The following is a 23,716-nucleotide window of genomic DNA, read 5'->3' on the forward strand; positions in this document are numbered from 1 at the left end:
GTCCGCTTGATCCCTTGCTCCATTTGGCACCTCTTCGTTTCGGCGAAAAAGTGTCAACCTATTTCAGGACGGGTCACACGCGATAAAAAAAGCGCCGCACGAGCGGCGCTTTTTCTTTGCGCGGACCGTGCTTACTGCGCCGGCGCTTCCGTGTCCACCGCAGGTAGCGGCAGCGCGCCGTTCGCTTCCATCTGCGCCTTCACGGCTTCGCCGAGCTGGTACACGGCGAGTGCGTAGAAGAAGCTGCGGTTGTAGCGCGTCAGCACGTAGAAGTTCTTGAGGCCGAGCATGTATTCGGTCGCGCTCCCCGGCGACGGCAGATCGACCACGGTGACCGGCGTGCCAGCTTCGGTGGTGATGTTGACCATCGGCTCGTTGAGCGTCATGCCGGCGCGAAGCAGTTGCGACAGTGCCCAGTGCGGTTCGGGCTGACCGTCCGCGGCCGCCTGGGCAATGCCGAGGCTGCCCGTGTCGGGCGTGATCCGCCAGACTACCGGGCGATCGGTTTCCCAGCCGTGCTGCTTCAGGTAGTTCGCGACGCTGCCGATCGCATCGGCAGGACTGCTGCGCAGATCGACGTGGCCGCCGCCGTCGTAGTCGACCGCATACTCGCGAATGCTGCTCGGCAGGAACTGCGGAATGCCGATCGCGCCCGTGTACGAGCCGAGCACGGTGGTCGGGTCGAGCTGGTTGTCGCGGGTCCAGACGAGGAAGTCCTCGAGATTCTTGCGGAACGTTGCCTGGCGACTGTCGCGATTCGGCGTGTCGGGGTAGTCGAACGTGAGCGTCGTCAGCGCATCGAGCACGCGGAAGTTGCCCATGTAGCGGCCGTAGATCGTTTCGACGCCGATGATGCCGACGATCACTTCGGGCGGCACGCCGAATTCCTCGGACGCGCGCTGCAGCGTCGCCTGGTTCGCCTTCCAGAATTTCACGCCCGCGTTGATACGGATCGGTTCGATGAAGCGCGAACGATAGACGCGCCAGTTCTTTACCGAAGGCGTCGGAGCCGGCTTCACGAGCTTCACGGCGGTGGCCGAGTAGCTGACGCGCGAGAATAGCGCATGCAGGCTCGTGGAGTCGAAGCCGTTGCGGCTCACCATCTCGTCGATGAACGCATCGACCTTCGCGTTGTTCGCGTAACGCTGCGGAACGATTTCCTCTTCGAAGGTCTGGCCTTGCGGCACCGGCTGCTGCGGTTGCGCCTGCGCGACGCGCGTGCCGGGCGACTTCGCGGGCTGCGTCTGCGCGACGGCGGGCGCGACCGCCACGGTAGCGGCGACGGCAGCAGCAACGAGCGGAACGCGAACGCTGGACAGTGCGGAGAGAAGGGCGGCAGGCTTGCTGGAATTCATGTCGAAGCGGGCGGACAGGGCGATGGGGTTCGGCGCAGTATACCCGACGCATCCTGCGTGCCGGGGCGAAGCAGCGCACCGTTGTGGTAAGTTAGCGGCGAATTCGCGGCAGACGATAGACATCATTGATGGAGACCTGCGGCGCACCCTGCGTCGCGGATGACAGCTTATGGCAACCGCCTTCTATACGCACCCCGACTGCATGCTGCACGAGATGGGGGAATGGCATCCGGAATGCCCGGCCCGCCTGTCGGCGATCCAGGATCAACTGATCGCGAGCCGCATCGACGACCTGATCGTGCACGAAACCGCGCCGTTCGCGAGCGAGGTGGCGCTGGGCCGCGTGCATACGCAGGCCCACATCGACTACATCCGCAGCATGACGCCCGTCGACGGCTACGTCGAGATCGATCCCGACACGCTGATGAACCGCGACACGTGGCGCGCCGCGCTGCGTGCGGCCGGCGCGGCGATCGCAGCGACCGACGCCGTGATCGAAGGCCGCTACGCGAATGCGTTCTGCAGCGTGCGGCCGCCCGGCCATCACGCGGAGCCCGCGCGCGCGATGGGTTTCTGCTTTTTCAACAACGTCGCGATCGCCGCGCGGCATGCGCTCGACGTCCATGGCCTCGAGCGCGTCGCGATCGTCGATTTCGACGTGCACCACGGCAACGGCACCGAAGCGGCTTTCGCGAACGACGAGCGCGTGCTGATGTGCAGCTTCTTCCAGCATCCGCTATACCCGTTCTCGGGCGTCGATCACCAGGCGCCGAACATGGTCAACCTGCCGATGCCTGCGCGCAGCAACGGGATGGCGATCCGCGAAGCGGTCGACATGTTCTGGCTGCCGCGTCTCGACGCGTTCAAGCCGCAGATGCTGTTCGTGTCGGCCGGTTTCGACGCGCATCGAGAGGACGACATCGGCAACCTCGGTCTCGTCGAGGCCGATTTCGAATGGCTGACCGCGCAGATCGTCGACGTCGCGCGCCGGCATGCGCAGGGCCGCATCGTGAGCTGTCTCGAGGGCGGCTACAACCTGTCCGCGCTCGGCCGCAGCGTCGTGGCGCACCTGCGCGTGCTGGCCGGCATTTGACCGGGAGCGGGGCGGCGCGCTCAGCGCGCCCGCACGTGCGCGTGAATCCACTCGATCAGCGCATCGATCACGCGGTCGCGCTCGAGATCGTTCATCGTTTCGTGGAACCCGCCTTCGTACAGCGTCAGCGTGCGATCGGGCGAGCCGACGCGCGCGCCGAACGTGCGGCTTCCGTCGGGCTCGGTCAGCTTGTCCTCCGTGCCGTGATAGACGAGCACCGGCACGCGCAGCGCGCCGCGACCGCGCTCGATGCGCGCCATCGCGTCGAGGATCTCGGCGCCGGTGCGCGCCGGCACCGCGCCGTGGTGCACGAGCGGATCGGCACGATTGGCCGCGACGACGGCCGGATCGCGCGACAGCAGCGCCGCGTCGATCCTGATCGCGGGGAAGCTCGGCCACACGCGGCTGATGAAGCGGCTCATCGCGAGCATCCAGCGCGGCACGTCGCGTCCCGGCGCGAGCGCCGGGCTCGACAGCACGAGGCCCGCCAGCGCGTGGCCGCGAATCGGCGCGCGTTCGATCGCATACAGCGCCGCGATGGCGCCGCCCATGCTGTGCCCCATCAGGAAGAGCGGCGTATCGTCGCGGGCGGCTTCGGCGACCAGGGCATCCGCATCGTTCAGGTAATCGTCGAAGCGCTCGACCCACGCGCGTTTACCGGGCGACTGGCCGTGCCCGCGTAGATCGATCGCCAGCACGTCGATTCCGGCCGCATTCAATCTGGCCGCGAGCGCCGCGTAGCGGCCCGCGTGCTCGGCGAGGCCATGCACGAGAGCGATCGTCGCGCGCGGCGGCTCCGTGCCGTCGCCGGCCGGCCAGCGATACGACGCCAGTTCGAGCCCGTCCGCGGTACGGAGCCGGCCCATCCGCGGGGCGGGCGGCGCTGCCGTGTCCCGTGCTGCGGTGGCGGCGCGTGCGGCGACCTGCGTGGTGGTGGCGGTCATCTAGCGGGTCCCCTGTTTAGTTGGCATCGGTGTTCCGGATCATAGTCGCGGCACTCACACGGCGGACCAGCAATGCCCCTCTAATTTCGTCTGGTTATGAAAAGATCGAAATCGATTATTAAGTGGAATGAGGCGTTTGCGGTAAAATCGCCGGCTATTCCAGATGCATCGGCGGCCGACTGGCGGGCTTCGCCTGTCGGCCGCCGTTTTGTTTACATGATCGAATTACGCAATCTGTCGCAGCGTTTCCCCGGGCCGACCGGCTGGGTCGACGCATTGCACAACGTCAATCTGACGATCCCGCAGGGCGAAGTGTTCGGCATCATCGGCCGAAGCGGCGCCGGCAAGAGCACGCTCGTGCGCACCATCAACCTGCTCACGCGGCCGACCGAAGGCAACGTCGTCGTCGGCGGGCTCGATCTCACGCTGCTGTCGGCTAGCGCGCTGCGCGAAGCGCGCCGCGAAATCGGCATGATCTTCCAGCACTTCAACCTGCTGTCGTCGCGCACGGTCTTCGACAACGTCGCGTTGCCGCTCGAGCTTGCTGGCGCGAGCCGTGCCGACATCGAGGCCACCGTGCTGCCGCTGCTGGACCTCGTCGGGCTGTCCGCGCAGAAGGACCGCTACCCGGCGCAGATCAGCGGCGGTCAGAAGCAGCGCGTCGGCATCGCCCGTGCGCTCGCGAGCAAGCCGAAGGTGCTGCTGTCGGACGAAGCGACGTCGGCGCTCGATCCCGAGACCACGCGCGCGATCCTCGACCTGCTGAAGCGCATCAACCGCGAACTTGGCCTGACGATCGTGCTGATCACGCACCAGATGGAAGTGATCAAGCAAGTGTGCGATCGCGTGGCGGTGCTCGACGCGGGGCGCGTGGTCGAGGAAGGCCGCGTGATCGACGTGTTCCTGCAGCCGCATCACGAAGTGACGCGCGCGCTTATCGGCGACGTGATCGCGCAGGAACTGCCGCCCGCGCTCAAGGCACGCGTGGCCGAGCGGCTGAAGACGGGCAGCGGGCATTTGCTGCGGCTCGCGTTCACCGGCTCGGGTGTCGACCAGCCGATCCTGTCGGAGACGATTCGCCGGTACGAACTGGATTTCAACATCCTCCACGGCCAGATCGACGAAATCCAGGGGCAGGCGTTCGGGTCGCTCGCGGTGCTCGCGGGCGGCGAACCGGGCAAGGTCGGGCAGGCGCTCGCGTTCCTGCGCGAGCAAGGTGTGGTGGTAGAGGAGCTTTCGTATGTTGAGTGAGATGTTCGATATGTTCGTGCAGTCGTTCTGGGAGACGCTGATCATGGTCGGCATCTCTGGAGCGGTCGGCGCGCTCGTCGGGATGCCGCTCGGCGTGCTGCTCTACCTGACCGACCGCCAGGGCGTGCTGCAGAACCTCGGCGTGAATCGTGTGCTCGGCGGCATCGTGAACGCGGTGCGCTCGACGCCGTTCATCATCCTGTTGGTTGCGGTCATTCCGTTCACGCGGCTCGTGACGGGGTCGTCGATCGGCACGGCCGCGGCGGTCGTGCCGCTGACGCTCGCGGCCGCGCCGTTCGTCGCGCGACTGGTCGAGACCGCGCTGCGCGAAGTCGACCGCGGGCTGATCGAGGCCGCGCAGTCGATGGGCGCGACGACGTCGCAGATCGTGTTCAAGGTGCTGCTGCCCGAATCGCTGCCTGGCATCGTCGCGGGTCTGACGATCACGTTCGTGTCGCTCGTCGGCTATTCAGCGATGGCCGGTGCGATCGGCGGCGGCGGGCTCGGCGATCTCGGGATCCGCTACGGCTACCAGCGCTATCTGCCGGAAGTCATGTGGACGGTCGTCGCGATCCTGATCGTGTTCGTGCAGATCGTGCAATCGTTCGGCGACTGGCTCGTGCGCCGGCTGAGCCACAAGTAAAACGACATTCATGGGTAGGGGGAGACGATGCAACGACGCTTCATGCTGAAGTTCGCGGCCGCACTCGGCGCGGCCGCGCTGTTCGCGAGCGCGCACGCGCAGGCCGAAACCATCAAGGTGGGCGTGACGGGCGGTCCGCACGCGCAGATCATGGACGTGGTGAAGAAGGTCGCGGCCAAGAGCGGCCTCGACATCCGTATCGTCGAATTCTCGGATTACGTGCAGCCGAACGCGGCGCTCGCGTCGGGCGATCTCGACGCCAACAGCTACCAGCACGATCCTTATCTGCAGGCGCAGGTGAAGGATCGCGGCTACAAGCTGATCAAGGTCGCGGACACCGTCACATTCCCGATGGGTATCTATTCGAAGCGGGTGAAGTCGCTGGCCGAGTTGACACCCGGCGCGCGCATCGCGGTGCCGAACGATCCGACCAATGGCGGCCGCGCGCTGCTGTTGCTGCAGAAGCAGGGGCTGCTGAAGCTGCGTGCGGACGCCGGGTTGAAGGCGACGCCGCTCGACATCGTCGACAATCCGCGCAAGCTGAAGATCGTCGAACTCGATGCGGCGCAGATTCCGCGTTCGCTCGGCGACGTCGACGCGGCGGCGATCAACACCAACTACGCGATGGAAGCCGGGTTGAAGCCGAAACAGGACGCGATCGCGATCGAGGGCCCGAACGGCCCTTACGCGAACATTCTCGCGATTCGCGACGCTGACCGGAGCAAGCCGTGGGTCGCGAAGCTGGTAGCGGCCTACCATTCCGCGGAAGTGAAGCAGTTCATCGAACAGAAGTTCGGCGGCGCGGTCATTGCCGCCTGGTAACACGTGGTGCTGGGCGCGCCCGGTGACGATTAGAGTTGATGATCGAAAACCCGGGCTTTGCGTCCGGGTTTTTTCTCTTTTAAAATAGAACGACCGTTCGCTATTGCCGGCGCGCCGAAGAGGGGCGTTATCCTCGATAGCCGCGATGGATTGGTCCGCTTGGCCGCGCAGTCATGAGGCCTCGCTATAGAATGGCCTCTGGTCGTATTCGTAACTTTGGAGCGTGTGCATGAAAATCCTGGTGCCAGTGAAAAGAGTGGTCGATTACAACGTGAAGGTCCGCGTGAAGTCGGACAACACGGGCGTCGACATTGCGAACGTGAAGATGTCGATGAACCCGTTCGACGAAATCGCGGTGGAAGAAGCCGTGCGCCTGAAGGAAGCGGGTGTGGCGACCGAAGTGATCGCGGTGTCGGTCGGTGTGACGCAAGCGCAGGAAACGCTGCGCACGGCACTGGCGATCGGCGCGGATCGCGCGATCCTCGTCGAGTCGAACGACAGCGTCGAGCCGCTGGCCGTCGCGAAGATCCTGAAGGCGCTGGTCGACAAGGAGCAGCCGCAACTCGTGATTCTCGGCAAGCAGGCGATCGACGACGATTCGAACCAGACGGGTCAGATGCTGGCCGCGCTGGCGGGCCTGCCGCAAGCGACGTTCGCATCGAAGGTCACGATCGCCGATGGCCGCGCCACGGTTGCGCGTGAAGTCGACGGCGGCGCGGAAACGCTGTCGCTGCAACTGCCGGCAGTCGTCACGACCGACCTGCGCCTGAACGAGCCGCGCTACGTGACGCTGCCGAACATCATGAAGGCGAAGAAGAAGCCGCTGGAAACGGTGAAGCCGGAAGACCTGGGCGTGGACGTCACGCCGCGTCTGAAGACGCTGAAGGTGGCCGAGCCGCCGAAGCGCGCGGCCGGCGTGAAGGTGCCGGACGTGAAGACGCTGGTCGAGAAGCTGAAGACCGAAGCCAAGGTGCTGTAAGAGGGAGCGGAAAGAAATGACGATTCTGGTGATTGCAGAACATGACAACGCGTCGATCAAGGCCGCGACGCTGAACACGGTGGCGGCGGCGGCGAAGATTGGCGGTGACATTCACGTGCTGGTCGCGGGGCACAACGCGCAGGGCGCGGCCGATGCGGCAGCCAAGATTGCGGGCGTGTCGAAGGTGTTGCTGGCCGACGCGCCGCAGCTCGAAGCGGGCCTGGCGGAAAACGTCGAGGCGACCGCGCTGAACATCGCGAAGGATTACTCGCACATCCTCGCGCCGGCAACCGCCTACGGCAAGAATATCGCGCCGCGTATCGCCGCGAAGCTGGACGTCGCGCAGATTTCGGACATCACGGCGGTCGATTCGGCCGACACGTTCGAGCGTCCGATCTACGCAGGCAACGCAATCGCGACGGTGCAGTCGAGCGATCCGATCAAGGTGATCACGGTGCGTGCAACGGGTTTCGATCCGGTGGCGGCGGAAGGCGGCAGCGCGTCGGTCGAGAAGATCGACGCGGCGGCCGATGCAGGCAAATCGCAGTTCGTGAGCCGTGAAGTGACGAAGCTGGATCGTCCGGAGCTGACGTCGGCGAGCATCATCGTGTCGGGCGGCCGCGGTCTGGGCAGCGGTGAAAACTACACGAAGGTGCTGGAGCCGCTGGCCGACAAGCTGTCGGCAGCGCTGGGCGCGTCGCGCGCGGCAGTCGACGCCGGCTACGTGCCGAACGACTACCAGGTCGGCCAGACCGGCAAGATCGTTGCGCCGCAGCTGTACATCGCGGTCGGTATCTCGGGTGCGATCCAGCACCTGGCCGGCATGAAGGATTCGAAGGTGATCGTCGCGATCAACAAGGATCCGGAAGCGCCGATCTTCAGCGTGGCCGATTACGGCCTCGTCGGCGACCTGTTCGCGCTCGTGCCGGAACTCGTGAACGAACTGGGCTGACACGGCGTGACTTGACGCTTCGGCGGCAAGTACGCAAGACGAGGGGGCGCGATACGCGCCCCTTTTTTTGTGCGACGACAGAAGCGGGCGGGATGTTCTGCCGGGCAGCGAGCCATGCTCGCTCAATGCCGCGCGGAACATGTCGTCGTGCGGACAGGTGGGCCAGAAGCGTTGATCGTCGGCGCGAAGGGCAACAACCGTGCATGAGTCGACGGAGGCTCTGTTCCGGGCCCGCAACGTATTCGCTGTAACGAAAAAGGCGCCCCGAGGGCGCCTTTTTTTTGCGGCGGACCGGCCTGCGTCGCGGCGGGCCGTTCCGACTTATGCGTATGCCGGGCGCGTCTGGCCGGCTACGTCCTTCAGGTAGCGATGCACCGACAGGTCGTCGGCCTGGATTGCCGGCTTCTTGCCCGAGATCAGGTCGGCGAGCAGCTGGCCCGACCCGCACGACATCGTCCAGCCGAGCGTGCCGTGGCCGGTGTTCAGAAACAGGTTCGAGACCGGCGTGCGGCCGACGATCGGCGTGCCGTCCGGCGTCATCGGGCGCAGGCCTGTCCAGAACGTTGCCTTCGACGTGTCGCCGCCGCCCGGGAACAGGTCGTTCACGCACATTTCGAGCGTCTCGCGGCGCGCGGCACGCAGGTTCTTGTCGAAGCCGACGATCTCCGCCATGCCGCCGACGCGGATGCGTTGGTCGAAACGCGTGATCGCGATCTTGTAGGTTTCATCCAGCACCGTCGACACGGGCGCGGCCGTCTCGTCGACGATCGGTGCGGTGATCGAATAGCCTTTCAGCGGATAGACGGGGATCTTCATCAGGTTCGAGATGAAGTTGGTGGAGTACGACCCGAGCGCGACGACGTATGCATCCGCGCGCACCGTCTCGCTGCCGCACTGCACGCCGGCGATCTTGCCGCCCGCGATCGCGAGCGCGTCGATCGGCGTGTTGTAGCGGAACTTCACGCCGAGCGATTCCGCGAGCGCCGCGAGGCGCGTCGTGAACAGCTGGCAGTCGCCGGTTTCGTCGCCCGGCAGTCGCAGGCCGCCCGTCAGCTTGTGCGACACGGCGGCGAGCGCCGGTTCGGCATTCTTGAGCTCGGCCGGCGACAGGAGTTCGAACGGCACGTTGGCTTCCTGCAGCACCGCGATATCCTTCGCCGCGCCGTCGAGTTGCTGCTGCGTGCGGAACAGCTGCAGCGTGCCGCCCGTGCGGCCTTCGTACTGGATGCCCGTGTCGGCGCGCAGCGCCTGCAGGCAATCGCGGCTGTATTCGGCGAGGCGGACCATGCGGCCCTTGTTGACTGCATAGCGCTCGGCCGTGCAGTTGCGCAGCATCTGCCACATCCACTGGAGCTGGAAGCGCGTGCCGTCGAGGCGGATCGCGAGCGGCGCGTGCTTCTCGAACATCCACTTGACGGCCTTCAGCGGCACGCCGGGCGCGGCCCACGGCGCGGCATAGCCGGGCGAGATCTGACCTGCGTTTGCGAAGCTCGTCTCGAGCGCCGGACCGGCTTCCCGGTCGATCACCGTGACTTCATGACCGGCGCGCGCGAGGTAATACGCGCTTGCCACGCCCACCACACCGCTGCCCAGAATGACGACTCGCATAGCTGCTCCAGATGGAAGGATCAGGTCGAGGCCGGGCGCACCTGCGTCTCCGTGTAACCTCTAACTGATCTAGTTTTTTGCGCTATGGTATTGTCGAATGTGTAGGTTTTGTTATCGTATTTTTCAGGTTTTCAGCATAAACAAATGAGAACGCAACGCCAGCCAGTACGCTCGCTCGACAAGCTCGACCGGCGCATCCTCAAACTGCTCCAGGACGATGGCCGGATGGCGATGAAGGACCTCGCGGAGCAGGTCGGGCTGACCGTCACGCCGTGCATCGAACGCGTGCGGCGCATGGAGCGCGACGGCGTCATCACCGGCTATCACGCACGCGTCGATCCGGGACAACTCGGTGCCGCGTTGCTGGTGTTCGTCGAAATCACGCTCGGCCACAAGGGCGGCAACATGTTCGAGCAGTTCCGGCGCGAAGTGATGAAGATTGACGAGGTGCTCGAATGCCATCTCGTGTCCGGCGACTTCGACTACCTGATCAAGGCGCGGATCGGTGAAATGGCCGACTATCGCAAGCTGCTGGGTGACATCCTGCTGCAGCTGCCTGGCGCGGTGCAGTCGAAGAGCTATGTCGTGATGGAAGAAATCAAGGAGACGCTGACGATCTCGGTCGGCGAATGACCCTGGCTGTGGCCTACAGTCCGTCCCTCTATCTCGCCCTTGGCATGCTGCACCCAATACTGTATAAACATACAGTATTGGGTGCAGGCGAATGGGTGAGTGCATGGACGGTCGGTCCGACAACGAATTTCCGATAGCGCCGCCGGCGCCCCGCAAGGGGCGTGGTGCGGTCGACAACCTCCAGGGGCGATACGAAACGGCGCTGCGCGAAGCGGTCGACGACGGCTGGACCCACGAATCGGTCGACACCGATCTGCCGGCTCCGCTGCGCACGCAGGTGTTCGAGGAGCGCGCGAAGAGCATCCTGACGCACAACCAGTCGCCGGACATACCGTTCAGCGTGTCGCTCAATCCGTATCGCGGCTGCGAGCATGGCTGCATTTACTGCTTTGCACGGCCGACCCATAGTTATCTCGGTCTGTCGCCGGGGCTCGATTTCGAGAGCCGCATCTATGCGAAGGTCAACGCGGCCGAATTGCTCGAGCGGGAGATTTCGCGCAAGCGCTACGTGCCGGAGCCGATCGCGCTTGGCGTCAACACCGATGCATACCAGCCGGTCGAGCGCGATCTGCGCATCACACGCAGCGTGATCCAGGTGATGCACGATCACGGGCTGCCGTTCGCCGCGATCACGAAGTCGTCACTGATCGAGCGCGATCTGGATCTGCTGGCCCCGATGGCCGAACGCGGGCAGGTGATGGCCGCGGTCACGATCACGACACTCGATGCCGATCTCGCGCGTACGCTCGAGCCGCGTGCGGCGACGCCGGCGCGCCGTCTGCGCACGATCCGCGCGCTGCGCGACGCGGGCGTGCCGGTGGGCGTCAGCATTGCACCGATGATCCCGTTCGTCACCGAGCCGGACATGGAGCGTGTGCTGGAAGCCTGTGCGGAGGCCGGCGCGACGCACGCGAGTTACATCATCCTGCGCCTGCCGTGGGAGGTCGCGCCGCTGTTCAAGAATTGGCTCTCCGCGCATTTCCCCGATCGCGCGGAGCGCGTGATGAACCGCGTGCGCGACATGCGCGGCGGGAAGGACTACGACTCGGATTTCGCGAAGCGGATGAAGGGCGAGGGAATCTGGGCAGACCTGTTGCGGCAGCGGTTCCGTCAGGCCGTGAAGCGGCTCGGGTTGAACGAGCGCGCGAACGGCATTCTGGATCTGTCGCAGTTTCGCGGTGCGCCGGCGACCGGGGCGGCAGCGCAGCCCCCGATGGCGGGCGCAACCGGCGCGAAGTCGCGTGACGACGTGCAGCTGACGCTGTTCTGATCTGACCGATGCGTGTCGGCAGCTTACTGCGAGATTTGCTTCGCCGCTTCGACTTGCGATTCGAAGTATGTCTGGAAGGACAGCGCGAGCGCGGTCATCAGCAGGAACGCACCGATCAGCAGCGAGAAGATCACGATGAAGATCACCGTCCAGCCTGACTGGCTGTGCTTGCCGGTGTCGGCATTGAATTGCGCGTCCCATTTCTCGTCGGGGCGCAGGCCGTAGACGAGCGCGGCGAGGAACGCAGCCAGAAGCGAGATCGCACCCGGCACGGCGAGCCACCAGCCGAGGTTGGCACTGCGCTGGGTCGCGGCGAGCAGCAGGAAACCCGGGATCCCGACGATCGTCGCGAGCAGGTGCGCCCAGCCGTACACGTCGCGAAAGCCGTACAGGTAGAAGCGGTGCGCACCGAGCGAACCGAGGAGGAACGCGAGGGCGGCGGTGAGCGTCTTGGAGCGGAAGCGGCGGGACGACGATGCGGTGCTGCTGGACATGGATGGCGGCGGATTATCGTTGGCATGGGCGGCCGGCAGGCCGGCGCGGGGCGCTTGGCCCGGCAAGCATTCTACGATGCCCGGTCGGGCCGGGTCACCCCTTGCCTGCGTCAAGGTGCCGCATAGGTGACGCGATAGATGGTGCCTGCGTAGTCGTCGCTGACGAGCAGTGAGCCGTCCGGCAGCGGCAGTACGTCGGCCGGACGCCCCCACACGGTGCCGTCCGCGCGCAACCAGCCGGTGATGAACGGTGTCTGGCTTGCGTGGCTGCCGTCGGCCGACACGACCGCGCGCATCACGCGATAGCCGACCTTCGTGCTGCGATTCCACGAACCGTGCTCGGCAATGAAGATGTTGTTGCGATATGACGCCGGAAACATCGGCCCCGTATAGAAGCGCATGCCGAGTGCCGCGACGTGCGCGCCGAGTTTCAGCACGGGTGGCACGTAGCGGTGGCACACGTCGGCGCTCCCGAATTCAGGGTCAGGCGTGTCGCCGCCGTGGCAGTACGGAAAGCCGAAATCGAGGCCTGCGCGCGGCGCACGGTTCAGCTTGTCGTCGGGCACGTCGTCGCCCATCAAGTCGCGCCCGTTGTCGGTGAACCACAGCTCGTGCGAATCGGGGTGCCAGGCAAAGCCGACGGTATTGCGCACGCCGCGGGCAAACACTTCTCGGCCGCTGCCGTCCGCGTTCATGCGTGCGATGATCGCGTATCGACTGCGATCGGCGAGGCACACGTTGCACGGTGCGCCGGTTGGCACGTAGAGCTTGCCATCGGGGCCGAATGCAATGAATTTCCAGCCGTGATGATGATCGGTCGGCAGCGCGTCTGTCACGACCGCCGGCGCCGGAGGACTGGCGAGCCGGTCGTCGATGTGGTCGAGGCGCAGAATGCGCGACACGGCGGAGATATAGAGCGCGCCGTCGCGATACGCGACGCCGACGGGCATGTCGAGCCCCGATGCGATCACGTATCGGGCCGTGATCCGGCCCTCCTGCATCACGAATGCATGCACGCGGCCTTCGCGCGAGCCGACATACAGGATTCCGCGGGGCGACCATGCCATTTCGCGGGCGGTCGGCACGGCGTCGGTCAGCACGTCGACACGGAAGCCGGATGGCACGACGAGTTTGTCCACCGCCGTTGCGGCGCAAGCCATGGTGGCTGCAAGACAGGTGACGAGGCCGGTCAGCAAGCCCGCGAGGCGGTGCTGCGCGCGGCCCACCGGGGTGACGCAAAATAGCGGCATGGCGGCGGTGAGCGTCGTGGACACGACGATTGTATGCCTGGCGCGCAGGTAGTCCGTGGAATTTTTGCGCGTAAGTGTTTGTTGTGGCTTTGGTTTCCGGCTATAATCGCACGTTTCAGTAGTTTCGAACCCGGTTTCCCCGAAGGATTTCATATGGTTATCATCCGTCTGGCTCGCGGCGGCTCGAAGAAGCGCCCGTTCTACAACATCGTCGCTACCGATTCGCGCAACCGTCGTGACGGCCGCTTCATCGAGCGCGTCGGCTTCTATAACCCGGTCGCCACGAAGGGCGAATCGCTGCGTATCGCTCAGGACCGCCTGACGTACTGGCAAGGCGTTGGCGCGCAACTGTCGCCGACCGTTCAGCGTCTCGTGAAGGAAGCGCAAAAGGCGCAACCGGCTGCCTAACATGGCGCGGTGTGCCGGTCGTGCCGGCTGCAAGGAGCATTGATGTCCGGTCACGATTCCGGTAACGCAAAGCGCGGGCGAGCGTCGTTTGGCGCATTCGTCCGCAAACCGGTCGAGCGCGACACTGTCGCGAGCGCCGGTGAGGCTGCCGAGTCGGGCAGTCTCGAGGCGGTGCAAGCTTGGCCCGACGATGCTGTCGAGGTCGGGGCGGTGGTCGACGCCTACGGCCTGAAAGGCTGGGTCAAGGTGGCGACGCATGCCGACGCCGGTCGTGGCGGCGATGCGTTGCTCAAGGCGCGCCGCTGGTGGCTGGAACGGGGTGGGGAGCGGTTGTCCGCCCGCATCCTGCAGTCGAAGACGCACGGCGACACTGTCGTCGCGCATACCGCGGGTGTCAGCGACCGCGATGCCGCACTGGCTTTGCGCGGCTTTCGCGTGTTCGTGCGCCGGGAAGATTTCCCGGCATTGGCCGCGGACGAATTCTATTGGGTCGACCTGATCGGCCTCGAGGTCGTCAACGAGCAATCGGTGGCACTCGGGACGGTGAGCGGGATGATCGACAACGGCGTGCATTCGATCATGCGCGTCGAGTATCCGGCAGTCGGCAAGGACGGTCGGCCGACCACCGACGAACGGCTGATTCCGTTCGTCGGCGTCTACGTCAAAACGGTGGATCAGGCGGCACGTCGCATCGTCGTCGACTGGGAAGCCGATTACTAATGAATCAGGTTACGGAGAGCGCGGTGCAGTTTGACGTCGTCACGCTCTTTCCCGAAATGTTCCGCGCGCTGACCGACTGGGGTATCACCAGCCGGGCCGTGAAGCAGGGCCGCTTCGGGCTGCGCACCTGGAATCCGCGTGATTTTACGACGGACAACTACCGCACGGTCGACGATCGTCCGTACGGCGGCGGTCCGGGCATGGTGATGCTGGCCAGGCCGCTCGAGGCCGCGATCGGTGCTGCGAAAGCAGCGCAGGCGGAGCAGGGCGTCGCGAGCACGCGTGTGGTGATGATGTCGCCGCAAGGTGCGCCGTTCACGCACGAACGTGCGGTGCGAATGGCGCAGGAGCCGGGTGTCATCGTGCTGTGTGGCCGCTACGAGGCGATCGATCAGCGTCTGCTCGACCGTTGCGTCGACGAGGAAATCAGCCTCGGCGATTTCGTTCTGTCCGGCGGCGAACTGCCGGCGATGGCGATGATGGATGCCGTTGTGCGCCTGTTGCCCGGCGTGCTGAACGATGCGCAGTCGGCCGTGCAGGACAGCTTCGCCGACGGGCTGCTCGATTGTCCGCATTACACGCGCCCCGAGGAGTACGAGGGGATGCGCGTGCCGGACGTGCTGCTCGGTGGCCATCATGCCGAGATCGAGCGGTGGCGGCGCCAGGAAGCATTGAGGAATACGTTGCGGAAGCGGCCGGACCTGATCGTCCGGGCGCGCCGCGAGAAGTTGTTGAGCCGTGCCGACGAGGCCTGGCTTGCGAACCTCGCACGCGAAGCGAAGAATGCCTCCTGAGGCGGCGTCGCGGGCGGGAAATGGCGGTGCCGTGCATGCGTGCGCGGCGCCTGATGTGAATCCATCCTCTATCGGGGCCAAGCCTGGAAGCAGGCGGGTGCAAACGCCGACAAGATGGCTTTAGGAGTCAGTGATGAATCTGATTGCAAAACTTGAGCAGGAAGAGATCGAGCGCGCGCTCGCCGGCAAGACGATCCCCGAATTCGCCCCGGGCGACACGGTGATCGTGAACGTGAACGTGGTTGAAGGAAACCGCAAGCGCGTTCAGGCGTACGAAGGCGTCGTGATCGCGATTCGCAACCGTGGTCTGAACTCGAACTTCATCGTCCGCAAGATCTCGTCGGGCGAAGGCGTCGAGCGTACGTTCCAGACCTACTCGCCGCTGCTGGCGAGCATCGTCGTGAAGCGTCGCGGTGATGTGCGTCGTGCGAAGCTGTACTACCTGCGCGAGCGTTCGGGCAAGTCGGCTCGAATCAAGGAAAAGCTGGTGTCGAAGGATCGCACCGCAGCAGCTTCCCAAGAGTAAGAGCTGTAAGGAAAAAGCACCCACCCGGGTGCTTTTTTCATTCTGGCGCGACAATATGCTCGATACGTCACGAACTCGAGACCCCGATTGAATCGCCGCCCCATCATTGATCCCGAAGTGCTGCCGGTCGAAGGCACCGGCGCCGGCCTGCCGTCCATCGAATCCCGCTTGATGACGCCGTCCGGGCTGCGCGAGCGTTTCGCGCGCACGCTCGAATGGAGCGTCGAGCCGGCAGAGGTACGGCTGCAGGAGGGTGTCGATCCGCGCAGCGCTGCCGTCCTCATCCCGCTCGTCGTTCGCGAGAGCGGCCTCACCGTGCTGCTGACCCAGCGCGCCGATCACCTGAACGACCATGCCGGGCAGATCAGCTTTCCCGGTGGTCGTCGCGAGTCGTTCGATCGCGATGCGACGGCGACCGCGTTGCGCGAGGCGAAGGAAGAAATCGGGCTGGCTGACGAACCGGTGGAGATTCTCGGTGCGCTGCCCGACTACCTGACGGGGACCGGCTTCTGCGTGACGCCCGTCGTGGGTCTCGTGCATCCCCCGTTCACCGTGCAGGCCGACACGTTCGAAGTTGCCGAGATTTTCGAGGTGCCGCTCGCGTTCCTGATGAATCCGTCAAACCACCAGGTGCGCGTGTTCCGCTGGGAAGGCGGCGAGCGTCGTTTTTTTGCGATGCCCTATCCGAACGGCGAATCGGCCGGGTATTACTTCATCTGGGGCGCAACTGCCGGCATGTTGCGCAATCTGTACCGCTTCTTGGCAGCCGGATAGCATCCCACCCGAACCTGCGCGCGGGGCCGGCTGTCGGCCCGTCGCGTCGGCAGCCATGCGCCCCTTACGCTGTGCTATCGTTATGCAAAAAATGACATAACTCCGAAGACGGCACCACGCATGACTTTCTTTTCGGTTCTTCTCGCCCTCATCATCGAACAGGTCCGCGCGTTGTCGCCGAGCAATCCGGTGTTCGCGCTGTTCCAGTTTCATGCGGAAACCGTCGCGCATGGCCTCGACGCCGGCAAGCAAAAGCATGGCCTGCTCGCATGGATCGCAGTCGTGCTGCCGTGGGTTCTGGTCGTTGCGCTGATCTACTTCCTCCTGTTCAAGGTGAGCTTCGTGCTCGCGTTCATCTGGAACGTCGTCGTCGTGTATTTCACGCTCGGCTTCCGCCAGTTCAGCCACTACTTCACCGATATCCATCTCGCGCTCAACAACGACGACGTACCGCGCGCGCGTGAAATCCTGCACGAGTGGACGGGCCTCGACACGGTCGACATGCCGGTCGGTGAAATCGTCCGCCATACGCTGATTCATGCGGTCGTGGCGTCGCATCGCCACGTGTTCGGCGTGTTCTTCTGGTACGTGCTGCCGATCGGGCCGGCCGGTGCCGTGCTGTACCGCATCTCCGAATATCTCGCGCGCACCTGGTCGACGCCGGGCGACGATCGCACGGCCGCGTTCTCGACGTTCGCGCAGCGCGCGTTCTTCGTGATCGACTGGATTCCGTCGCGACTGACCGCGCTCGGCTTCGCGATCGTCGGCAACTTCGAGGATGCGATCTACGCGTGGCGCAATCACACGCGCCAGTGGCCCGATCCGAACGACGGCGTGCTGCTCGCGGCCGGCAGCGGCGCGCTCGGCGCGCGCCTCGCGGGGCCGCTCGCGGAACCGTCGAGTCTCGACGCGTTGGCGGTCGGTGACAGCGGCCCGTTGACGGTTGGCGATGATTGCACGCCGCGCACGCTGCAGTCCGCGGTCGGCCTGGTTTGGCGCGCCGTGATCCTGTGGATGATTCTGCTGTTGATGCTGACGCTGGCCGTCTGGGTGTCGTGACGCGGCAGCGAATGTGCGCGATGAAACGAAAGGGCCGGCTTCATGCCGGCCTTTTTGCTGTGCGTCCGGTCAGTCCACTCAGTCGTCGAGCGGATCGCGTACGGCGCCGCATTGCCAGCAGGCGGTGAACTGGGCCTCCAGCGCCTCGCCGCATTGGCGGCAGCGCCACGGAACGGCGCCGGCCGACGGGCCGTGCGACGCCGCATCGAGGAGCCGCCGGGCGAGTGCATCGTCGCGCTCGTCGTCGAGCCACAGCTCGGGGGCGCAAGCGTCGGCGGGCAAGCCGCCGAGCGCGCCGGTCGCGTAGCAGTTGTGCAGTTCGCAGCCGATGCCGGCCACCTGCAGCACGTTCGCCCAATGCTGCGCGGTGGCGAGATCGGGGGCCTTGAAACGCATCGCGGCTCCTGTCGGTGAAGGCCGGGCCGGCCCCGGCCGCCTTCTGTCCGCCGCGCGGTCAGCGGACGATCTGGCTTGCCTCGTGCACGAGCTGTGCGTAAAGCGCATGCCGCGATGGTGAAATGCGGCCGTCGGAGACGGCTTCGAGAATCGCGCAGCCCGGCTCGTGCAGATGATGACAATTATAGAAACGGCAGTCCGCGAGCAGCGGGCGGAATTCCGGAAACGCGCGCTCGAGGCGGCCTTCCGTCAGGTGGTAGAGGCCGAATTCCTGGAAACCCGGCGAATCGATCAGCGCGCCGCCGCCTTCGAGCGGGTAGAGGCGCGTGAACGTCGTCGTATGGCGGCCGCTGTTGAGCGCGGCCGAGATTTCGCGGGTCGCGGCTTCGGCATCGGGCACGAGCAGGTTCACGAGCGTCGACTTGCCCATCCCGGACTGGCCGAGCAGGATCGTCGAATGCCCGGCCAGATGCGGCATCAGTTGCGCGCGCGCATCGTCGGGCGAGCCCTTCACCGACAGTTCGAGCACGTCGTAGCCGAGCGCGCGGTAGGGCGCGAGGCGCTCGCGGGCGACCGGCAGCGCGGCCTCGACGTCGATCTTGTTCAGCACGACGAGCGGCTTCAATTCGTTCGCTTCGGCCGCGATCAGCGCGCGGCCGAGGAGGTCCTCGCTGAAATAGGGCTCGGTTGCGAGCACGATCAGCAACTGGTCGAGGTTGGCCGCGAACAGCTTCGACTTGAACTGGTCGGAACGGTACAGCAGGTTGCGCCGCTCGCCGATCTCGACGATCACGCCCTGGTCCGCCGACGCCTGTTCGTACACGACGCGGTCGCCGACCGCGATCTCGCTTTTCTTGCCACGGGGGAAGCACTGCAGCATCGGGCAGCCGTCGTCAGGCGCGACGATGTAGTGGCGGCCGTGCGCCGCGATCACGCGGCCTTCGACACGCGACGCGCCTGATGCGCGCGGAGCCGGCTTGCGGGAGGTCGGCCGGCTCATGCGTGCTGCATCAGGCGGTCGATCCGCTGCGACGCCGGCGGATGCGAGTAGTAGAAGGCCGTGTAGACCGGGTCCGGCGTGAGGGTCGACGCGTTGTCCTCGTAAAGCTTCACGAGCGCGCTGATGAGATCCTGCGCGTCGGTCTGGCTGGCCGCGAACGCGTCGGCCTCGAATTCATGCTTGCGCGACGTGAGGCTGCTGAACGGCGTCGCGAAGAACAGGAACACGGGGATCGCGAGGAAGAACAGCACGAGCGCGGCGCCCGCGTTGCTCGTGTCGAGCGAAGGCGTGACGCCAAGCCCCGTGTAGAACCACGTGCGCTGCGCGAGCCAGCCGAGCAGCGCGAGCAGCACGAGGCTCAGCACGAACGACACGAGCATCCGCTTCATTACGTGGCGGCGCTTGAAGTGGCCGAGTTCGTGCGCGAGCACGGCCTCGATCTCCTGGCCGGACAGCCGCGCGAGCAGCGTGTCGAAGAACACGATCCGCTTCGATGCGCCGAAGCCCGTGAAATACGCGTTGCCGTGCGCGGAACGGCGGCTGCCGTCCATCACGAACAGGCCCTTCGCGGCGAAGCCGCACCGTTTCATCAGCGACTCGATGCGCGTGCGCAGCGCTTCGTCCTTCAGCGGTTCGAACTTGTTGAAGATCGGCGCGATGAAGGTCGGGTAAATCAGCAGCACGAGCATCTGGAATGCGACCCAGACGATCCAGGTCCACAGCCACCACAGGCTGCCGGCCTGGTTCATCAGCCACAGCACGACGAACAGCAGCGGCAGGCCGAGCAGCGCGCCGAGCAGCGCGTTCTTCAGCATGTCGGTGAAGAACAGGCGCTTGGTCATGCGGTTGAAGCCGAACCGCTGTTCGATCCCGAACTGGCGGTAATACTCGAACGGCACGTCGATCACGCTCGTGATCGCGAGCACGGCGGCGACGAGCGCGACCTGCTGCCCGTAGCCGCGGCCGAACCAGCCGGTCAGCAGCGTGTCGAGGGCGCCGACGCCGCCGAGCAGCGTGAGGCCGACCAGCACGGCCGCGCTGACGACGATTTCGAACATCGCCAGCCGGGTGCGCTCGACCGTGTAGTCGGCTGCGCGCTGGTGGGCGGTCAGTGGAATGGTGGCGCTGAACTGCGCGGGCACGCCGTTGCGGTGGGCGGCGACGAAGCGGATCTGCCGCGACGCGAGCCACAGCTTGGTGACGACCATCGCGAGCACGGCGAGCGCGAACAGCAGGGTGAACGAAAAGGGTGACATCGAAGGCGCCAAAGGGTTCTATGCGAGAATTATATGTTCTTGCGGACCGGGCCCGCTCACGCGATGCCGGCCGCCCGGGCGGCGCCGCGCGCCGTCCGCCATTTTCCAGGATGACTCATGACCGATACCGCCGCTTCCGCCAGCCAGCCCGCGCTCGTGCGCAACGAGTTGAACCTCGTCTGGCTCGACATGGAGATGACGGGCCTCGACCCGGATAACGACCGCATCATCGAAATCGCGGTCGTCGTGACCAATTCCACGCTCGACATCGCCGTGGAAGGCCCCGTGTTCGCGATCCACCAGAGCGACGAAACGCTCGCCAAGATGGACGACTGGAACAAGTCGACGCACGGCCGCTCGGGCTTGATCGACCGCGTGCGCGCGTCGACCGTGACCGAGGCGGACGCCGCCGCGCAACTGCAGGCGTTCCTCGCGCAGTACGTATCGCCCGGCAAGTCGCCGATGTGCGGCAATTCGATCTGCCAGGATCGCCGTTTCATGGCGCGCTGGATGCCGGAATTCGAGAAATTCTTCCACTACCGCAATCTCGACGTCAGCACGCTGAAAGAGCTGTGCCGCCGCTGGCAGCCCGCGATCTACAAGGGCTTCCAGAAGCGCGCGATGCACACGGCGCTCGCGGACATCCACGAGTCGATCGACGAACTGAAGTACTACCGCGAGCATTTCCTGATTCCGGCTGCGTCGGCGCCGGCAGGCGAGTCCGCACCGGCCGCCTGAGCAGGCCGGCGCGCGCTCAGCGCGGCGCGCGTTGCGCGCTCTTCGGCCGAAACGCCGCGACCACTGCGGCGTCGGTCTCGATGTACGGGCCGCCGATCAGGTCGATGCAGTAGGGCACGGCCGCGAAGATGCCGGGCACGGTCGACTTGCCGTCGGCGTCGCGCAGCCCTTCGAGCGTTTCCCGGATCGACTTCGGCTGGCCGGGCAGGTTGATGATCAGGGCCGCGTGGTCGGCCGTCTCGCGAATCACCGCGACCTGTCGAGACAGGATCGCGGTCGGCACGAAATTCAGGCTGATCTGCCGCATCTGTTCGCCGAATCCCGGCATTTCCTTCGTCGCAACGGCCAGCGTGGCTTCCGGCGTCACGTCGCGCCGCGCAGGGCCGGTGCCGCCGGTCGTCAGCACCAGATCGCAGCCCGCCACGTCGACGAGTTCTGCCAGCGTGGCGGAGATCGTCGGCGCGTCGTCCTGGATCAGCCGGGTTTCGGCGCGCCACGGCGAGCGCAATGCGCCGGCGAGCCATTCCTGCAGCGCCGGAATGCCCTTGTCCTCATAAACGCCCGTGCTGGCGCGGTCGCTGATCGACACGAGGCCGACCACGAGCTCGTCCGGATGGTTACGCTTCGTCGTCGTCATGGTCGTCTCCGGCGTCGTCGGCCGCTTCGTCATCCCCGTCGGGCGTACCGCTCGCGGTCTTGATCCACTGGAACAATTCGCGGAAATAGCGCGGCGGCTTGCCTTGCTGCGCTTCCTTGCGCGCGTTGCGGATCAGCGTGCGGCCTTCCTGGATGTCGGCTTCGGGGTGCTGGCGGAGGAATTCGGTCAGCGCGTCGTCGTTGGCGAGCAGCTGTTCGCGCGTGCGCTCGATCCAGTGCAGGCGAGCGGTCGCGGCCTTGTTCACGCCTCGCTGGGCGTCCAGCGCGGTGCGCAGCGCGACCGTTTCATCCTCGGTCAGCGAGCGCATCACGCGGCCGACGTACTGGAGCTGGCGGCGCTTGCCTTCGTGGTCGGTGATCCGGCGCGCCTCGCGCACGGCGTCGGCGAGGCCCTCGGGCATCGGCATGCGCTTGAGCGCGTCCTTCGGCAGGTCGACCAGGGCCTGGCCGAGCTCCTGCAGCGCGTGCATCTCGCGTTTCAACTGGGATTTGCTGGGGCGATCGTAGCCGTTGCCGGTGTCGTCGTCGGCATGCTCGATCGGCTGGATTCGGGTTTTGCGTGTCATGGGCGGCATTGTATCGCGGCGCGAACACCCCAAGCTTGTCGGTATGCGGCCCCGGACCTTGCTATGATCGCGGGATACGCAACATTTTGAACATGCGGGCGGCTCGCCCGCCACCGGATATCACGACGATGGCAGCCAATCTCGACGTACAAGCGCGCTATTTCCCGCACACGCAGGACCAGCTCAAAGAAATTGCCTCGGACATCCTTCGCCATGCGAAGGCACTCGGCGCGACGGACGCCGCGACCGAAATCTCCGAAGGTGACGGCCTGTCGGTGTCGGCGCGCCGCGGCGAGGTCGAGACGATCGAACACAATCGCGACAAGATGGTCGGCGTGACGGTGTTCATCGGCAAGAAGCGCGGCAACGCGAGCACGTCGGACTTCTCGCCGGCCGCGATCAAGGATACCGTCGCCGCCGCGTACAACATCGCGCGCTTCACGGCCGAGGACGACGCGGCCGGCCTTGCCGAGGCCGAGCTGCTCGAAACCGACCCGCGCGACCTCGATCTCTACCACCCGTGGGCGCTGTCGGCCGACGAGGCCGTCGAGCTCGCCCGCCGCGCGGAGGACGCCGCATTCGCGGTCAGTCCGCAGATCCGCAACTCGGAAGGCGCGAGCGTGTCGGCGCAGCATTCGCAGTTCGTGCTTGCGACGTCGCGCGGCTTCCTCGCCGGCTACCCGTACTCGCGCCACTACATCGCGTGTGCGCCGATCGCGGGCACCGGCCGCCACATGCAGCGGGACGACTGGTATTCGTCGAAGCGCAGCGCGGTCGACCTCGCTGCGCCGGAAGCGGTCGGGCGCTATGCGGCCGAGCGTGCGCTGGCACGGATGGGCGCGCGCCGTCTCGACACCCGCAAGGTGCCCGTGCTGTTCGAGGCGCCGCTCGCGGCCGGCCTGCTCGGCGCATTCGTGCAGGCTGTCAGCGGCGGCGCGCTGTACCGCAAGACGTCGTTCCTCGTCGACAGCCTCGGCAAGCCGGTGTTCGCACCGCACGTGCAGGTCGTCGAGGATCCGCACGTGCCGCGTGCGATGGGCAGCGCGCCGTTCGACGAGGAAGGCGTGCGCACGCGTGCGCGCAGCGTCGTCAGCGACGGTGTCGTCGAAGGCTACTTCCTGTCGACCTATTCGGCGCGCAAGCTCGGCACGCAGACGACCGGCAATGCGGGCGGTTCGCACAACCTCGCGCTGCGCAGTTCGAACACGCAGCCGGGCGATGATTTCGACGCGATGCTGAAGAAGCTCGGCACGGGCCTGCTGTTGACGGAGCTGATGGGGCAGGGCGTGAACTACGTGACCGGCGACTATTCGCGCGGCGCGGCCGGCTTCTGGGTCGAGAACGGCGTGATCCAATATCCGGTCGAGGAAATCACCGTCGCGAGTACGTTGCAGGAGATGTTCCGGCATATCGTCGCGATCGGCGCGGATTCGATCGTGCGCGGTACGAAGGAAACGGGCTCGGTGCTGATCGAGCAGATGACGATCGCCGGGCAGTAAGCAGCGCGGCTTCCGCCGCCAGGAAACGA

Annotated in this window: 26 protein-coding genes; 16 read left to right on the top strand and 10 right to left on the bottom strand. The window is 65.7% G+C overall.

Going from position 1 to position 23,716, the window contains the following annotated elements; genetic code table 11:
• Positions 1 to 131: 131 nt before the first annotated feature.
• Positions 132 to 1,481, bottom strand: coding sequence for a lytic murein transglycosylase B (gene mltB / locus WS75_RS00180; protein ID WP_082729453.1), 1,350 nt, complete (start codon positions 1,479 to 1,481; stop codon positions 132 to 134).
• Positions 1,482 to 1,524: 43 nt separating this feature from the next.
• Here mltB and WS75_RS00185 point away from each other — a divergent pair, with 43 nt between their 5' ends.
• Positions 1,525 to 2,448 carry a histone deacetylase family protein gene (locus WS75_RS00185; protein WP_059678644.1) on the top strand — a complete coding sequence of 308 codons (924 nt, stop codon included), beginning with the start codon at positions 1,525 to 1,527 and terminating at the stop codon, positions 2,446 to 2,448.
• 20 nt (positions 2,449 to 2,468) lie between these two features.
• On the opposite strand, the gene WS75_RS00190 is transcribed toward WS75_RS00185, so the two are convergent.
• On the bottom strand, positions 2,469 to 3,392 hold the full coding sequence (locus WS75_RS00190) for an alpha/beta hydrolase (protein WP_059678645.1): 924 nt from the start codon (positions 3,390 to 3,392) through the stop codon (positions 2,469 to 2,471).
• A 216-nt stretch (positions 3,393 to 3,608) separates the two neighbouring features.
• Between WS75_RS00190 and WS75_RS00195 the strand changes: the two genes are divergently transcribed.
• From WS75_RS00195 to WS75_RS00215, 5 genes are all read left to right on the top strand, one after another.
• Complete coding sequence (locus WS75_RS00195; protein ID WP_059678646.1) at positions 3,609 to 4,643, top strand: methionine ABC transporter ATP-binding protein; 1,035 nt, start codon at positions 3,609 to 3,611, stop codon at positions 4,641 to 4,643.
• Entirely contained in the window at positions 4,633 to 5,286 is a 654-nt protein-coding gene (locus WS75_RS00200) for a methionine ABC transporter permease (RefSeq protein ID WP_059529977.1), read from the top strand. Before WS75_RS00195 ends, WS75_RS00200 begins: the two co-directional genes overlap by 11 nt.
• A gap of 27 nt (positions 5,287 to 5,313) precedes the next feature.
• The gene (locus WS75_RS00205; protein WP_059678647.1) at positions 5,314 to 6,108 is read left to right on the top strand and encodes a MetQ/NlpA family ABC transporter substrate-binding protein; all 795 of its coding nucleotides are present in this window, start codon (positions 5,314 to 5,316) and stop codon (positions 6,106 to 6,108) included.
• Between the two features lie 229 nt (positions 6,109 to 6,337).
• Positions 6,338 to 7,087 carry an electron transfer flavoprotein subunit beta/FixA family protein gene (locus WS75_RS00210; RefSeq protein WP_059678648.1) on the top strand — a complete coding sequence of 250 codons (750 nt, stop codon included), beginning with the start codon at positions 6,338 to 6,340 and terminating at the stop codon, positions 7,085 to 7,087.
• 16 nt (positions 7,088 to 7,103) lie between these two features.
• Positions 7,104 to 8,039 carry an electron transfer flavoprotein subunit alpha/FixB family protein gene (locus WS75_RS00215; RefSeq protein WP_059678649.1) on the top strand — a complete coding sequence of 312 codons (936 nt, stop codon included), beginning with the start codon at positions 7,104 to 7,106 and terminating at the stop codon, positions 8,037 to 8,039.
• A 321-nt stretch (positions 8,040 to 8,360) separates the two neighbouring features.
• Here WS75_RS00215 and WS75_RS00220 read toward each other — a convergent pair whose 3' ends face one another.
• Positions 8,361 to 9,647, bottom strand: a complete 1,287-nt coding sequence (locus tag WS75_RS00220) for a D-amino acid dehydrogenase (RefSeq protein ID WP_059678650.1) — start codon at positions 9,645 to 9,647, stop codon at positions 8,361 to 8,363.
• Between the two features lie 144 nt (positions 9,648 to 9,791).
• Between WS75_RS00220 and WS75_RS00225 the strand changes: the two genes are divergently transcribed.
• Complete coding sequence (locus WS75_RS00225; protein ID WP_006762687.1) at positions 9,792 to 10,280, top strand: Lrp/AsnC ligand binding domain-containing protein; 489 nt, start codon at positions 9,792 to 9,794, stop codon at positions 10,278 to 10,280.
• A gap of 91 nt (positions 10,281 to 10,371) precedes the next feature.
• Positions 10,372 to 11,550 carry a PA0069 family radical SAM protein gene (locus tag WS75_RS00230; RefSeq protein WP_059678651.1) on the top strand — a complete coding sequence of 393 codons (1,179 nt, stop codon included), beginning with the start codon at positions 10,372 to 10,374 and terminating at the stop codon, positions 11,548 to 11,550.
• A 23-nt stretch (positions 11,551 to 11,573) separates the two neighbouring features.
• Here WS75_RS00230 and WS75_RS00235 read toward each other — a convergent pair whose 3' ends face one another.
• Together WS75_RS00235 and WS75_RS00240 are read right to left on the bottom strand one after the other, a co-directional pair.
• A complete protein-coding gene (locus WS75_RS00235) occupies positions 11,574 to 12,044 on the bottom strand; it encodes an NINE protein (protein ID WP_059599369.1) in 471 nt (156 codons plus the stop codon).
• A gap of 110 nt (positions 12,045 to 12,154) precedes the next feature.
• Complete coding sequence (locus WS75_RS00240) at positions 12,155 to 13,294, bottom strand: PQQ-dependent sugar dehydrogenase (protein WP_059678652.1); 1,140 nt, start codon at positions 13,292 to 13,294, stop codon at positions 12,155 to 12,157.
• Positions 13,295 to 13,447: 153 nt separating this feature from the next.
• Here WS75_RS00240 and rpsP point away from each other — a divergent pair, with 153 nt between their 5' ends.
• The 6 genes from rpsP to WS75_RS00270 all read left to right on the top strand — a co-directional run bounded on the left by rpsP (position 13,448) and on the right by WS75_RS00270 (position 17,575).
• Complete coding sequence (rpsP, locus tag WS75_RS00245; RefSeq protein ID WP_006476550.1) at positions 13,448 to 13,702, top strand: 30S ribosomal protein S16; 255 nt, start codon at positions 13,448 to 13,450, stop codon at positions 13,700 to 13,702.
• Between the two features lie 42 nt (positions 13,703 to 13,744).
• The gene (rimM, locus tag WS75_RS00250; protein ID WP_059678653.1) at positions 13,745 to 14,422 is read left to right on the top strand and encodes a ribosome maturation factor RimM; all 678 of its coding nucleotides are present in this window, start codon (positions 13,745 to 13,747) and stop codon (positions 14,420 to 14,422) included.
• On the top strand, positions 14,422 to 15,216 hold the full coding sequence (gene trmD, locus WS75_RS00255; protein ID WP_059447922.1) for a tRNA (guanosine(37)-N1)-methyltransferase TrmD: 795 nt from the start codon (positions 14,422 to 14,424) through the stop codon (positions 15,214 to 15,216). Before rimM ends, trmD begins: the two co-directional genes overlap by 1 nt.
• A gap of 133 nt (positions 15,217 to 15,349) precedes the next feature.
• Positions 15,350 to 15,742, top strand: coding sequence for a 50S ribosomal protein L19 (rplS, locus tag WS75_RS00260; protein WP_011883860.1), 393 nt, complete (start codon positions 15,350 to 15,352; stop codon positions 15,740 to 15,742).
• A gap of 87 nt (positions 15,743 to 15,829) precedes the next feature.
• Complete coding sequence (locus WS75_RS00265) at positions 15,830 to 16,516, top strand: CoA pyrophosphatase (protein WP_059678654.1); 687 nt, start codon at positions 15,830 to 15,832, stop codon at positions 16,514 to 16,516.
• A 120-nt stretch (positions 16,517 to 16,636) separates the two neighbouring features.
• Positions 16,637 to 17,575: a CobD/CbiB family protein gene (locus WS75_RS00270; RefSeq protein WP_059678655.1), complete on the top strand. Its 939-nt coding sequence runs from the start codon at positions 16,637 to 16,639 to the stop codon at positions 17,573 to 17,575.
• Between the two features lie 78 nt (positions 17,576 to 17,653).
• Here WS75_RS00270 and WS75_RS00275 read toward each other — a convergent pair whose 3' ends face one another.
• Genes WS75_RS00275 through WS75_RS00285 form a run of 3 tightly spaced genes read right to left on the bottom strand, consistent with a single transcriptional unit; the run spans position 17,654 to position 20,227 of the window.
• A complete protein-coding gene (locus WS75_RS00275; protein ID WP_059678656.1) occupies positions 17,654 to 17,971 on the bottom strand; it encodes a putative signal transducing protein in 318 nt (105 codons plus the stop codon).
• A gap of 58 nt (positions 17,972 to 18,029) precedes the next feature.
• Positions 18,030 to 18,971: a ribosome small subunit-dependent GTPase A gene (gene rsgA / locus WS75_RS00280; protein ID WP_059678657.1), complete on the bottom strand. Its 942-nt coding sequence runs from the start codon at positions 18,969 to 18,971 to the stop codon at positions 18,030 to 18,032.
• Positions 18,968 to 20,227, bottom strand: a complete 1,260-nt coding sequence (locus tag WS75_RS00285) for a M48 family metallopeptidase (protein WP_059678658.1) — start codon at positions 20,225 to 20,227, stop codon at positions 18,968 to 18,970. Before WS75_RS00285 ends, rsgA begins: the two co-directional genes overlap by 4 nt.
• 117 nt (positions 20,228 to 20,344) lie before the next feature.
• On the opposite strand from WS75_RS00285, the gene orn reads away from it, so the two are divergent.
• A complete protein-coding gene (gene orn, locus WS75_RS00290) occupies positions 20,345 to 20,965 on the top strand; it encodes an oligoribonuclease (protein WP_059678659.1) in 621 nt (206 codons plus the stop codon).
• Between the two features lie 16 nt (positions 20,966 to 20,981).
• Here the strand turns inward: orn and mog are convergent, their stop codons facing one another.
• Together mog and yjgA are read right to left on the bottom strand one after the other, a co-directional pair.
• Positions 20,982 to 21,602, bottom strand: a complete 621-nt coding sequence (mog, locus tag WS75_RS00295; protein WP_082728832.1) for a molybdopterin adenylyltransferase — start codon at positions 21,600 to 21,602, stop codon at positions 20,982 to 20,984.
• Positions 21,583 to 22,188, bottom strand: coding sequence for a ribosome biogenesis factor YjgA (yjgA, locus tag WS75_RS00300; RefSeq protein ID WP_306453389.1), 606 nt, complete (start codon positions 22,186 to 22,188; stop codon positions 21,583 to 21,585). Before yjgA ends, mog begins: the two co-directional genes overlap by 20 nt.
• A gap of 128 nt (positions 22,189 to 22,316) precedes the next feature.
• On the opposite strand from yjgA, the gene pmbA reads away from it, so the two are divergent.
• Positions 22,317 to 23,687 (top strand): metalloprotease PmbA, encoded by a 1,371-nt coding sequence (gene pmbA / locus WS75_RS00305; RefSeq protein ID WP_059678661.1) that lies wholly within the window; start codon positions 22,317 to 22,319, stop codon positions 23,685 to 23,687.
• Positions 23,688 to 23,716: the final 29 nt, after the last annotated feature.

The organism is Burkholderia sp. FL-7-2-10-S1-D7 (assembly GCF_001524185.1).
In the GTDB taxonomy this organism is placed as follows: Bacteria; Pseudomonadota; Gammaproteobacteria; order Burkholderiales; family Burkholderiaceae; genus Burkholderia; species Burkholderia diffusa.

Bases quoted from the DNA above. Each gene is read 5' to 3' on its own strand.
- WS75_RS00210 (WP_059678648.1), top strand. From the start codon at position 6,338: ATGAAAATCCTGGTGCCAGTGAAAAGAGTGGTCGATTACAACGTGAAG.
- rpsP (WP_006476550.1), top strand. From the start codon at position 13,448: ATGGTTATCATCCGTCTGGCTCGCGGCGGCTCGAAGAAGCGCCCGTTC.
- WS75_RS00285 (WP_059678658.1), bottom strand. From the start codon at position 20,227: ATGTCACCCTTTTCGTTCACCCTGCTGTTCGCGCTCGCCGTGCTCGCG.
- mltB (WP_082729453.1), bottom strand. From the start codon at position 1,481: ATGATGTCTATCGTCTGCCGCGAATTCGCCGCTAACTTACCACAACGG.
- WS75_RS00270 (WP_059678655.1), top strand. From the start codon at position 16,637: ATGACTTTCTTTTCGGTTCTTCTCGCCCTCATCATCGAACAGGTCCGC.
- WS75_RS00195 (WP_059678646.1), top strand. From the start codon at position 3,609: ATGATCGAATTACGCAATCTGTCGCAGCGTTTCCCCGGGCCGACCGGC.
- trmD (WP_059447922.1), top strand. From the start codon at position 14,422: ATGAATCAGGTTACGGAGAGCGCGGTGCAGTTTGACGTCGTCACGCTC.
- WS75_RS00190 (WP_059678645.1), bottom strand. From the start codon at position 3,392: ATGACCGCCACCACCACGCAGGTCGCCGCACGCGCCGCCACCGCAGCA.
- rsgA (WP_059678657.1), bottom strand. From the start codon at position 18,971: ATGAGCCGGCCGACCTCCCGCAAGCCGGCTCCGCGCGCATCAGGCGCG.
- mog (WP_082728832.1), bottom strand. From the start codon at position 21,602: ATGACGACGACGAAGCGTAACCATCCGGACGAGCTCGTGGTCGGCCTC.
- yjgA (WP_306453389.1), bottom strand. From the start codon at position 22,188: ATGACACGCAAAACCCGAATCCAGCCGATCGAGCATGCCGACGACGAC.
- rimM (WP_059678653.1), top strand. From the start codon at position 13,745: ATGTCCGGTCACGATTCCGGTAACGCAAAGCGCGGGCGAGCGTCGTTT.
- orn (WP_059678659.1), top strand. From the start codon at position 20,345: ATGACCGATACCGCCGCTTCCGCCAGCCAGCCCGCGCTCGTGCGCAAC.
- pmbA (WP_059678661.1), top strand. From the start codon at position 22,317: ATGGCAGCCAATCTCGACGTACAAGCGCGCTATTTCCCGCACACGCAG.
- rplS (WP_011883860.1), top strand. From the start codon at position 15,350: ATGAATCTGATTGCAAAACTTGAGCAGGAAGAGATCGAGCGCGCGCTC.
- WS75_RS00220 (WP_059678650.1), bottom strand. From the start codon at position 9,647: ATGCGAGTCGTCATTCTGGGCAGCGGTGTGGTGGGCGTGGCAAGCGCG.
- WS75_RS00235 (WP_059599369.1), bottom strand. From the start codon at position 12,044: ATGTCCAGCAGCACCGCATCGTCGTCCCGCCGCTTCCGCTCCAAGACG.
- WS75_RS00185 (WP_059678644.1), top strand. From the start codon at position 1,525: ATGGCAACCGCCTTCTATACGCACCCCGACTGCATGCTGCACGAGATG.
- WS75_RS00225 (WP_006762687.1), top strand. From the start codon at position 9,792: ATGAGAACGCAACGCCAGCCAGTACGCTCGCTCGACAAGCTCGACCGG.
- WS75_RS00230 (WP_059678651.1), top strand. From the start codon at position 10,372: ATGGGTGAGTGCATGGACGGTCGGTCCGACAACGAATTTCCGATAGCG.
- WS75_RS00200 (WP_059529977.1), top strand. From the start codon at position 4,633: ATGTTGAGTGAGATGTTCGATATGTTCGTGCAGTCGTTCTGGGAGACG.
- WS75_RS00215 (WP_059678649.1), top strand. From the start codon at position 7,104: ATGACGATTCTGGTGATTGCAGAACATGACAACGCGTCGATCAAGGCC.
- WS75_RS00205 (WP_059678647.1), top strand. From the start codon at position 5,314: ATGCAACGACGCTTCATGCTGAAGTTCGCGGCCGCACTCGGCGCGGCC.
- WS75_RS00240 (WP_059678652.1), bottom strand. From the start codon at position 13,294: ATGCCGCTATTTTGCGTCACCCCGGTGGGCCGCGCGCAGCACCGCCTC.
- WS75_RS00275 (WP_059678656.1), bottom strand. From the start codon at position 17,971: ATGCGTTTCAAGGCCCCCGATCTCGCCACCGCGCAGCATTGGGCGAAC.